Source organism: Sporichthya sp. (assembly GCF_013815995.1).
Taxonomy (GTDB): Bacteria; Actinomycetota; Actinomycetes; order Sporichthyales; family Sporichthyaceae; genus Sporichthya.
In genome coordinates, this window is sequence record NZ_JACDFE010000175.1 from 1 (window position 1) to 9885 (window position 9885).

A 9885-nucleotide genomic window follows, 5' to 3' on the forward strand; every position below is an offset into this window, starting at 1 on the left:
TCCCCGGCCTGATCGACCTGGTCGGCCTCTCCGGGCGCGGCGGCGACCGGTTCCGGGGTTACTCCCTCGGCATGAAGCAGCGCCTGGCCATCGCCGCCTCGCTGCTCGGCGACCCGGAGTTGCTCATCCTCGACGAGCCGTCCAACGGCCTGGACCCGGTCGGCATGCGGGACATGCGCGAGCTGATCGCCGGGATCGCCGGCGGCGGACGGACCGTGTTCGTTTCCTCGCACCTGCTCGGCGACCTGGAGCAGATCTGCGACTGGCTGCTGGTCATCGACCGCGGGGAACTGCTCTACCAGGGCCCGGCGGCCGGCTTCCTGGCCACCGCGGTCCCCCAGGTGCACGCCACCCCGGAGCACGCCGAGGACCTGGCCCGACTGCTCGAGCTGGCCAAGCGCGGCGGCGAGGAGGTCACCGCGACCGGGGACGGAGTGCTCATCCCGGTCCCACGCGGCGACGCCCGCGCGGCAGCGATCGCGGTGAACCGGGCCGCGATCGGCGAAGGCATCGTGCTCGCCGAACTCGGCGTCCGACGCCCGGACCTGGAAGCCCATTACCTCGACCGGGTCGCCCTGCGCATGGATGCGCCAGACCCGACAACACACCGTCCGAACCAGGGTCCGGATGCCGCTGCGCTCATGGATGCGCGGAGCGGCATGACTCACGAGGGAGGCACCCGATGATCCGCGCACTGCGTTCCGAACTGATCAAGCTGTGGCGCCGCCGCACCGTGCTGATCGCGCTCGCCGTCACCACCGTGTTCGCGGTCGGCTCGGCCGCCCTGCTGCTGGCCGGGGCCGAGCCGAGCGGCCCCGGCGGCCCCGGCCTGACCGTCGCTGAACTCGCCGACGCCGGCGGCGGCACCCAGGTGTTCACCACCTCGCTGGCCTTCGCCGGCTTCTTCGTCCTGGTGAGCTTCACCGCCGCGATGGCGGCGGAGTTCTCCCGCGGCAACGTCCGGACGATGGTGTTGCGCCAGCCGGCCCGGCTCAAGCTGCTGGCCGGCAAGCTCGTCGCCCTGCTGTGCTCGGCGGCCGTGCTGCTGGCCCTGGCCGAGGCTTTCAGCTGGACCACCGCCCGCGTGCTTGCCCGCGGCCAGAACGTCGACCCGTCCCGGTGGACCAGCCGGGACGCAGTCGGCGCCGCCGTCACCGACTACGGCACGGTGCTGATCTGGGTCACCGGCTACGCGCTGCTCGGCACCGCACTGGCCGTGGTAGTTCGCTCGGTCCCGGTCGCACTGGCGATCGGCATCGCCTGGGCCGGTCCGTTCGAGCACATCCTGGCCGACGCCTGGGACAGCGCGAACGCGATCTTCCCGGGCCTGTTGCTGGAGACCTTCGTGGCCGGTGGCCGGGACGACGTCTCGGCCGGGCAGGCCCTGGCGACCAGCGCGGCCTACGGGCTGCTCGCGGCCACCGTCGCCGGCTTGGCCTTCACGCGCCGGGACGTGGCATGAGGACGCCAGTAGTGCGGAGCACACCTAAGGTCGAAGGGTGAAGGCTACGGGCGACCTGCGCGCGCTTCGACCGCCGATCGCGGACGTGGCAGCGGCAGTGCTGCTGGTGGGATTCACCCTGATCGGTACCCACGAGGCCACGCGCCAGCAGCAGGACGACGTGTTGCGCGAGCTGGACCTGCTCGGCTACTTCCTGGCCGGGATCGCCGCGGCGATCCTGTCCGCGCGCCGGATCACACCGGTCGGCACGCTGGCGGTCAGCGGGCTGGCGGTATCGGCGTACCTCGCCGCAGGCTATGCCTACGGCCCGATCCTCTTGGCGCTCGGCTTCGCCACCCTGTCCGCGGCCGCACTATTGCCGATGGCGCGCTCGCTGCCCGCGATCGCTGTCATGGCGGCGGTGGTGACCACGGGGGCGGCAATTCGAGTGGCCCGGGATCCCGACGCTCCGGGAGCGCAGGGCATGCTCGCGGGCATTGCCTGGTTGGTGCTGCCGTGGTCGATCGGGACAGTACTCCGGATGCGCACGGAGGGCCGGATCCGCACCCGCCATGAGGAGGCCGCCCGGGCGGCCGACGCCGAGCGGCTGCGGATCGCGGCCGAGGTCCACGACATCGCCGGGCACGGCCTGGCGATGATCGCCATGCAGGCCGGCGTCGCGCTGCACGTGCTGGAGCGCAAGCCCGAGCAGGCCCGGATCGCTCTGGAGGAGATCCGGGCCGCCAGCACCGAGGCCCTGGACGGGTTGCGGGCGACGCTGGACTCGCTGCGGACTCGCGGCGCGGAGGCGCCGTTGACCCCGGGCCTGCCCGGTGTCGCGGACGTCCCGCCCCTGGTCGAGCGGATCCGGCGCGCCGGCTTGTCGGTGGAGCTGCAGCTGACCGGCGACCCGGCGGCCGTGCCGGCGACCGTCGGCCACGCGGCCTACCGGGTCGCGCAGGAGTCGCTGACCAACGTGCTGCGGCACTCCGAGGCGACCCACTCGGTAGTCCACGTCAACGCCAACGACGGCGAGGTGACGGTCTCGGTGCTCGACAACGGCACCGTGACCCCGGGACCCGAGGGCAGCGGGATCGCCGGCATGCGCGCCCGGGTCGAGGCCCTGGGCGGAACGCTCAGTGCCCGGCCGCGGGAGACCGGCGGGTTCGGCGTCGAGGCCGTGTTCGAAGCGAACCGCTTGTGGCCGCAGTCCGATCGCGCGCAGGGTGAGGCATGATCCGGGTCGCGATCGCCGACGACCAGGCCCTGGTCCGGATGGGCCTGCGGGTCCTGCTCGACGACGCCGAGGACCTCGAACTGGTCGCCGAGGCCGAGGACGGCTTCGAGGCGGTCGCGATGATCCGCCGCACCAGGCCGGACGTCGCGCTGCTGGACATCCGGATGCCGACCAAGGACGGGCTCGCGGTGCTCGCCGAGATCACCGCCGACCCGGACCTGGCCGGCACCCGGGTGATCATGCTGACCACGTTCTCCCTCGACGAGTACGTGTTCACCGCGCTGTCGTCCGGCGCCAGCGGCTTCCTGGTCAAGGACTCCGAGCCGGCCGAACTGCTGCACGCGATCCGGGCGGTGGCCGATGGCGGATCGCTGCTCTCTCCCGCGGTGACCCGGCGGGTGATCGAGGAGTTCGGCGTCCGGCGCACCGGGGCCGGCACCCCGCACCCCCAGTTGCATCTGCTGACCGAGCGGGAGAAGGAGATCGCCGGCTGGGTCGCGACCGGTGCGTCCAACGACGAGATCGCCGAGGCGCTGGTGCTCTCCCCCGCCACGGTGCGCACCCACGTCGGGCGCGCGATGGTGAAGCTGGGCGCGCGCGACCGCGCTCAGCTCGTGGTGTTCGCGATGCAGTCGGGCCTGACGACCTGACGGTCCGTCAGGACTTGCTGCGCGACTTGGACTTGGACTTGGACTTGGACTTCGCCGCCTTGGTGACCGGCTTGTTCGGCTTCTTCACACCCGGCTTCTCGGTCTTCTTCGCACGCGGCTTCTCGGTCTTCTTCGCACGCGGCTTCTCGGTCTTCTTCGCACGCGGACGCGGGACCATCGCCGTCGGCTCGGGCTCCGGTTCGGGGGCGACCGGCTCGGTGTAGGGGTTCTTGGTGATCTGCAGCAGGAACGGCGCCGACGCCGGGTGCGGCGCGATCGGGGCCGCTTCGGCCTCGCGGGCCCGGCAGAACTCGGCGAGCACCTCGTAGGCCGGAGCGCCCATCAGCTCGATGAGCTCAGGCGCGGAGTGCACATAGACCGGCTCGACGGAGGTGTGGGCCTCGGTGGCCGAGGTGCAGTACCAATTGAGGTCGTGACCCCCCGGACCCCAGCCGCGACGGTCGTACTCGCCGATCGAGACCTCCAGGTAGCGGGTCTCGTCGATCCGGTCCACCCAGCGGTAGGAGCGGCGGACCGGGAGCTGCCAGCACACCTCGGGCTTGGTCTCCAACGGGTTCTGCCCGTTGCGCAGCGCGAGGCCGTGCAGTGAGCAACCGGACCCGCCCTCGAAACCCGGCCGGTTCAGCAGGACGCAGGCACCCTTGTGCACGAGCGTCTGGGGTTCGCCGTCCGGGCCCTTGCCGATGATGCCTTTCTTCCGACCCACCTTGCGGAACTGCCAGGTCTCGTCGGTCAGCTGATCGACGTACTTCTGGACCCGCTTGATGTCCTTCTTGTCCGCGAAGTGGGCGCCCATGGAGCAACAGCCGTCGGAGGCGCGGCCCTCCACAATGCCCTGACACCCGTTGCCGAAGATGCACCGGTAGTTCGACGTCAGCCAGGTCAGGTCGCAGCGGAAGATCTGGCCTTCGTTCGCGGGGTCGGCGAACTCCGCCCACGCGCGCGGGAAATCAAGGGATACCTCGGGCATCCGGTAAGGGTAAGGCGTGCGCCCATGTGTTGTTGGGATTGGCGCGGTAGCGTCGGCCCATGCGCCTCGGGGTCCTCGATGTCGGATCCAACACAGTTCACCTGTTGGTCATGGACGCGCATTCCGGCGCTCGCCCCTGGGCCGCCCATTCGCACAAGACCGACCTGCGACTCGTCGACCATCTCGACGAGCACGGCGCCATCTCCGACGACGGCGTCAAGGCGCTCGTGGACGCAGTCCAGATCGCCACAGCGGCGGCCTCCGACGCCGGAGTGGAACAGGTGATGGCCTTCGCCACCTCGGCGATCCGGGAGTCCACGAACGGCGACGAGGTGCTCGCCGAGGTGCACCGTCGCACCGGCGTCACCCTCGAGGTCCTCGACGGCGGCGACGAGGCCCGGCTGACGTTTCTGGCTGTCCGCCGCTGGTTCGGCTGGTCGGCCGGCCGCCTGCTGCTCTTCGACATCGGCGGCGGCTCGCTCGAACTCGCCACCGGCATCGACTCCGAGCCCGACGCCGCCACCTCACTGCCGCTCGGTGCCGCTCGGCTGACCCGCGACTTCTTCTCCAGCGATCCGCCGTCGGAGCGGGAGCTCACCGGGCTGCGCAAGGCGGTGCGTGCCGAGATCGCCCGGGCCTGCGGCCCGATGCTGCGCTTCGGTCCCCCGGACCTCGGCGTGGCCACCTCGAAGACCTTCAAGCAACTGGCCCGGATGGCCGGTGCCGCCCCCTCGGCCGAGGGGCTCTACGCCCGGCGGACGCTCTCGCACGCCGACGTCGTGTACTGGATGCACCGGATGGCGACGATGACCTCCACGCAGCGCGCCGAACTTCCCGGGGTCTCCCCGGGCCGCGCCGAGCAGATGCTGGCCGGCGCCGTCGTGGCCGATGCCGCCATGGACCTGTTCTCCGTGGAGAAACTCGAGATCTGCCCGTGGGCCTTGCGGGAAGGTCTGGTCCTGCGGTGGTTCGACCACCTGGTGGATTCCGCCGTCGGCGTCGCCGACGCCGCCGAGTTCGAAACCCTCGGCTGAGGTCCGCAGCGCCGCGGGCCGTTGGCCGCGCAGGTCGTTTCGCAACTGATCGACAAGGTTGCAAGAGGAGAGGCGGCCGGCCTGCCGCGGGGCGTCACTCTTGTTTCAACCCTGTCGCTGAGTTGCGTCGAAGCGGGCCTAGTAGCGACGGAACCAGAGGTTCACCGCAGCCTCCAGTTCGAGGCGGTCGCCGATCTCGGCCAGCGCGCGCTGCACAGTCTCGAGGGGGAACTCGATGCGCAGGACGGCGGCCAGGTCAGCGGAGTTCTCGAACTGCCAACGCACATCAAGTTGCCGACGCGAGAAGCCCTGCAGGGCCCAGAACCGCTCGTGGGCGGGCCCATCGCGCGGGACTCCGTCGACGAGGAGGCCGTCGGCGAACCAGCGGCCCAACTCGGAACGGCTCGCGTCGTGGTCGAGCACCACCGCGAGCCCACCGCCGCGCACCACCCTGGCCAGTTCCTCGAGGCCGGGTTCGCAGCCGGGACCGAAGAAGTAGGCCAACCGCGCGTGCGCCACGTCCACGGACGCGCTCGGCACCGGCAGCTCCTGCGCGAGTCCCTGACGGATCGTCACATTGTTCAGGTGGCGGGTCCGGTGCATCGCCGCGGCGGCCAGCGACGCCCGTGGTTCGACGCCGGTGACGTGCTCGGCGACCTCGGCCAGCCGCGGCAGGTGGAAGCCGTTCCCGCAACCGACGTCGAGCACCCGGCCCCAGCTGCTGTCCGCTCCGAGCAGGCCCTGCCCCGACTCGAGGACCAGCTCCGCGAGTGCCGCCTCGATGACCCGGTCCGGATCGACCGCCCGGTTCTCGATCTCGTAGATCTCCGGGGAGTCCCAGATGTTGGGGCTCGGGGTCGCTCCGGTCACGCGCGCCCCGTCATGCCCAGCGCTCGCCCGTCAGCCGCTCGTAGACCTCGACGTAGCGGGCCCGGGTGGCCGCGACCACGTCGTCCGGCACAGGCGGCGCGAGCGGCTTCTTGTCCCAGCCGGTGCCCGCCGCCCAATCCCGGACGAACTGCTTGTCCAGGCTGGGCTGCGCGCTGCCGGGCGACCAGGTGTCGGCCGGCCAGAACCGGGAGGAGTCCGGGGTCAGCAACTCGTCGCCGAGGGTGAGCTTGCCATGCTCGTCGAGACCGACCTCGATCTTGGTGTCGGCGATGATGATGCCCCGCTCGGCGGCCAGCGCCGCCCCGCGGCGATAGATCTCCAGGGTCACCTCGACGAGTTCGGTGGCCAGGTTCGGGCCGACCTCGCCGCGGACCTCGTCCATCGTCATCGGCTCGTCGTGGTCACCGACGGCGGCCTTGGTGGTGGGGGTGAAGATCGGCTCGGGCAACCGCGACCCCTCGACCAGGCCGTCGGGCAGCGATACCCCGCTGACCCCACCGGTGGCGTTGTACTGCGAGGTGCCCGAGCCGGCGAGGTAGCCGCGGGCCACGCACTCCACCGGCACCATGCGCAGCCGCTTGCACCGGATCGCCCGTCCCGCCCACTCGGCCGGGACGTCGGTCGCCGAGACCACGTGGTCGGGGACGATCCCGGCCAGCTGCGTGAACCACCACAGCGAGAGCCGGGTGAGGATCGCGCCCTTGTCCGGGATCGGTGTCGGCAGTACTACGTCGTAGACCGAGATCCGGTCCGAAGCGACCAGGATCAATTCGTCGGTCGCGAGGTCGAGATAGACGTCGCGCACCTTCCCGCTATGCAGAAGCTCCACCCGCCCATCCTTCCGCACCGCCGCCTCCCCGCCGAAAGCGCACTCCCGCAGGTGATCTGGCGCGTTTCGGCCTGTGGTTCTGCGCTTTCGGGAGACGCCACGCCGTGTCGGACCAGGACTGTCGGCCGTACGAACTAATGTTCGAACATGGCGAAGGCGACGACAGCGTTCCGGTGCGGCGAATGCGGCTGGCAGACCCCGAAGTGGGTCGGACGGTGCGGCGAGTGCCACGCCTGGAGCTCGATGACCGAGGTGGCCGCCGCCACCGGCACCACCCGGCGCTCGGGCGGCCGCGTCGTGCCGCGGTCGAGTCCGGTGCCGATCGCTCAGGTCAGCGCCGACGCCGCCGCCTCCACCCCGAGCGGGGTCGGTGAACTCGACCGCGTGCTCGGCGGAGGCCTGGTGGCCGGCGCCGTGGTGCTGCTGGCCGGCGAGCCGGGCGTCGGTAAGTCGACGCTGCTGATCGAGGTCGCCGCCCGGTTCGCGCGCACCGGCGCAGTCGTCCTCTACATCACCGGCGAGGAGTCCGCGGCCCAGGTGCGGCTGCGCGCCGACCGGGTGGGCGCCCTCGAACCGACGCTGTTGCTCGCCGCCGAGACCGACCTCGGCGCCATCGCCGAGCACGTCGCCGAGGTGAACCCCGCCCTGCTGATCGTGGACTCGGTGCAGACCGTTTCCACCACCGAGGCCGACGGCGGCGCCGGCGGCGTCACCCAGGTCCGCGAGGTCGCCGCCGGGCTGACCCGGTTGGCCAAGGACCGCGGCATGACCACCGTGCTCGTCGGGCACGTCACCAAGGACGGCTCCATCGCCGGGCCGCGCGTGCTCGAGCACCTCGTCGACGTCGTGCTGCACTTCGAGGGCGAGCGGACCGGCCGGCTGCGCATGATCCGCGGGGTGAAGAACCGCTACGGACCCTCGGACGAGGTCGGCTGCTTCGGACTGCGCGACGACGGCATCGAGGAACTTCCCGACCCGAGCGGGCTGTTCCTGTCCCGCACCTCGGCCGGCATCCCCGGCCAGTGCGTGACGGTCACCGTCGAGGGCCGCCGCCCACTGGTGGCCGAGATTCAGGCACTGGTCGGGCAGGCGGTCGGCAACAACCCGAGGCGCACCACCTCGGGCCTGGACTCCTCGCGGGTGGCCCTGGCCCTGGCGGTGCTGGAGCGCCGCGGCAAGGTCCGTCTCGGTGACAGCGACGTCTTCACCGCCACCGTCGGCGGGGTGCGGATCACCGATCCCACCGCGGATCTCGCGGTCTGCCTCGCGGTCGCGAGCGCCGCCACCGACGAGGCGCTGCCGGGCGATCTGGTCGCGCTCGGCGAGGTCGGCCTGACCGGCGAGATCCGCCCGGTCACCGGCGTTGCGCGTCGCCTGGCCGAGGCCCAGCGCCTGGGCTTCAAGCGCGCCATAGTCCCGCCAGGTAACGCCGATGTCGCCCCCAAGGGCATGACCGTGATCGAGTGCTCAACCCTCGCGCTGGCCTGGGCCGCGGCCACCGCCCCCGAGCCCGCTGTCCCGCTCCGGTCCCTGCACCGGGTATAGCCGAGCAAAACTCGGGTGACGATCCGGTCGCAGAGTGTTGTCAGACCGTACGAAAGCGCAGGTCGCCCCGTTTACACTCGGTGAAATCGTCGCAGTGCCGCGTAGGCCAGGTGGGGGATCGTGACCACGATCGAGCGTCCCGATCGTTCGGGAGCCGAACACGCGGCACGGCTGCGCGCGACGCTGGCCGCGGTCGCCCCCGGAACCCAGCTCCGGGAAGGCCTGGAGCGGATCCTGCGCGGGCACACCGGGGCGCTGATCGTGCTCGGCCAGGACAAGGTCGTCGAGTCCATGTGCACCGGCGGCTTCGTGCTCGACGTTGAGTTCTCCGCGACGCGGCTGCGCGAGCTGGCGAAGATGGACGGCGCGATCGTGCTCGACCGCGACGCCACCAAGATTGTGCGCGCTGCGGTGCACCTGATGCCGGACTCCTCGATCCCCACCGAGGAATCGGGTACCCGGCACCGCACCGCGGACCGGGTCTCACGCCAGGTCAACCTGCCGGTGATCTCGGTCAGCCAGTCGATGAACCTGATCGCGCTCTACATCGAGGGCCAGCGACACGTCCTGGAGGAGTCGCGTTCGATCCTCGACCGCGCCAACCAGGCCCTGCAGACGCTCGAGCGCTACAAGCTGCGCCTGGACGAGGTCTCCGGGACCCTGTCGGCCCTGGAGATCGAGGACCTGGTCACGATCCGGGACGTCGCTGCGGTCGCGCAGCGCCTGGAGATGGTGCGCCGGATCGCCCGGGAGATCGAGGGCTACGTCGTCGAGCTCGGCACCGACGGGCGGCTGCTCGCGCTCCAGCTGGACGAGCTGATCGCCGGCGTCGAGCCGGACCGCGAGCAGGTCACGCGGGACTACCTGCCGCAGCAGACCGGCAAGAACCCGTACACCGGGGAGAACGCCCTGGAGGCGTTGAACTCGTTGACGGCCACCGACCTGCTCGACCTGCCCACGGTCGCCAAGGCCCTCGGACAGCCCGGCACGGTGGAAGCCCTCGATTCGGCCGTGAGCCCGCGCGGGTACCGCCTGCTGGCCAAGGTGCCGAGGCTGCCGGCCGCCGTCATCGACCGGCTGGTGGAGCACTTCGGTGGCCTGCAGAAGCTGCTGGCGGCCAGCATCGACGACCTGCAACGGGTCGAGGGCGTCGGGGAATCGCGGGCCCGGTCCGTGCGCGAGGGCCTGTCCCGGCTGGCCGAGTCCTCGATCCTCGAGCGCTACGTCTAGACCGGATCGATTTTCCGGGGGCCGTGGGGGGGGGGGG

At 71.3% G+C, this 9885-nt stretch carries 9 protein-coding genes and 1 pseudogene; 7 read left to right on the forward strand and 3 right to left on the reverse strand.

Annotation, left to right across the window (positions count from 1 at the left end; all coding sequences use genetic code 11):
• From H0X00_RS17520 to H0X00_RS17535, 4 genes are all read left to right on the forward strand, one after another.
• Nucleotides 1-686 (forward strand): AAA family ATPase (locus H0X00_RS17520; RefSeq protein ID WP_293773382.1); only part of this gene is annotated, 686 nt, incomplete at its 5' end.
• Nucleotides 683-1462 (forward strand): ABC transporter permease, encoded by a 780-nt coding sequence (locus H0X00_RS17525; protein ID WP_293773384.1) that lies wholly within the window; start codon nt 683-685, stop codon nt 1460-1462. The genes H0X00_RS17520 and H0X00_RS17525, both read left to right, overlap by 4 nt.
• Before the next feature lie 37 nt (nt 1463-1499).
• A complete protein-coding gene (locus tag H0X00_RS17530; protein WP_293773387.1) occupies nt 1500-2678 on the forward strand; it encodes a histidine kinase in 1179 nt (392 codons plus the stop codon).
• A complete protein-coding gene (locus H0X00_RS17535; RefSeq protein ID WP_293773390.1) occupies nt 2675-3328 on the forward strand; it encodes a response regulator transcription factor in 654 nt (217 codons plus the stop codon). Before H0X00_RS17530 ends, H0X00_RS17535 begins: the two co-directional genes overlap by 4 nt.
• A gap of 259 nt (nt 3329-3587) precedes the next feature.
• Here H0X00_RS17535 and H0X00_RS17540 read toward each other — a convergent pair.
• A pseudogene (locus tag H0X00_RS17540) lies at nt 3588-4319 on the reverse strand (hypothetical protein); the annotation flags it as partial.
• Nucleotides 4320-4378: 59 nt separating this feature from the next.
• Between H0X00_RS17540 and H0X00_RS17545 the strand changes: the two are divergent.
• Complete coding sequence (locus tag H0X00_RS17545; RefSeq protein WP_293773396.1) at nt 4379-5353, forward strand: Ppx/GppA phosphatase family protein; 975 nt, start codon at nt 4379-4381, stop codon at nt 5351-5353.
• 138 nt (nt 5354-5491) lie between these two features.
• Here H0X00_RS17545 and H0X00_RS17550 read toward each other — a convergent pair whose 3' ends face one another.
• Nucleotides 5492-6223, reverse strand: a complete 732-nt coding sequence (locus H0X00_RS17550; RefSeq protein ID WP_293773398.1) for a class I SAM-dependent methyltransferase — start codon at nt 6221-6223, stop codon at nt 5492-5494.
• A 10-nt stretch (nt 6224-6233) separates the two neighbouring features.
• Nucleotides 6234-7073: a phosphoribosylaminoimidazolesuccinocarboxamide synthase gene (locus tag H0X00_RS17555; protein ID WP_293773401.1), complete on the reverse strand. Its 840-nt coding sequence runs from the start codon at nt 7071-7073 to the stop codon at nt 6234-6236.
• A 147-nt stretch (nt 7074-7220) separates the two neighbouring features.
• On the opposite strand from H0X00_RS17555, the gene radA reads away from it, so the two are divergent.
• Nucleotides 7221-8618, forward strand: a complete 1398-nt coding sequence (gene radA, locus H0X00_RS17560; RefSeq protein ID WP_293773404.1) for a DNA repair protein RadA — start codon at nt 7221-7223, stop codon at nt 8616-8618.
• A 171-nt stretch (nt 8619-8789) separates the two neighbouring features.
• Entirely contained in the window at nt 8790-9848 is a 1059-nt protein-coding gene (gene disA / locus H0X00_RS17565; RefSeq protein ID WP_367186677.1) for a DNA integrity scanning diadenylate cyclase DisA, read from the forward strand.
• The last annotated feature ends 37 nt before the right edge of the window (nt 9849-9885 follow it).

Bases quoted from the DNA above. Each gene is read 5' to 3' on its own strand.
- H0X00_RS17525 (WP_293773384.1), top strand. From the start codon at position 683: ATGATCCGCGCACTGCGTTCCGAACTGATCAAGCTGTGGCGCCGCCGC.
- H0X00_RS17535 (WP_293773390.1), top strand. From the start codon at position 2,675: ATGATCCGGGTCGCGATCGCCGACGACCAGGCCCTGGTCCGGATGGGC.
- H0X00_RS17545 (WP_293773396.1), top strand. From the start codon at position 4,379: ATGCGCCTCGGGGTCCTCGATGTCGGATCCAACACAGTTCACCTGTTG.
- radA (WP_293773404.1), top strand. From the start codon at position 7,221: ATGGCGAAGGCGACGACAGCGTTCCGGTGCGGCGAATGCGGCTGGCAG.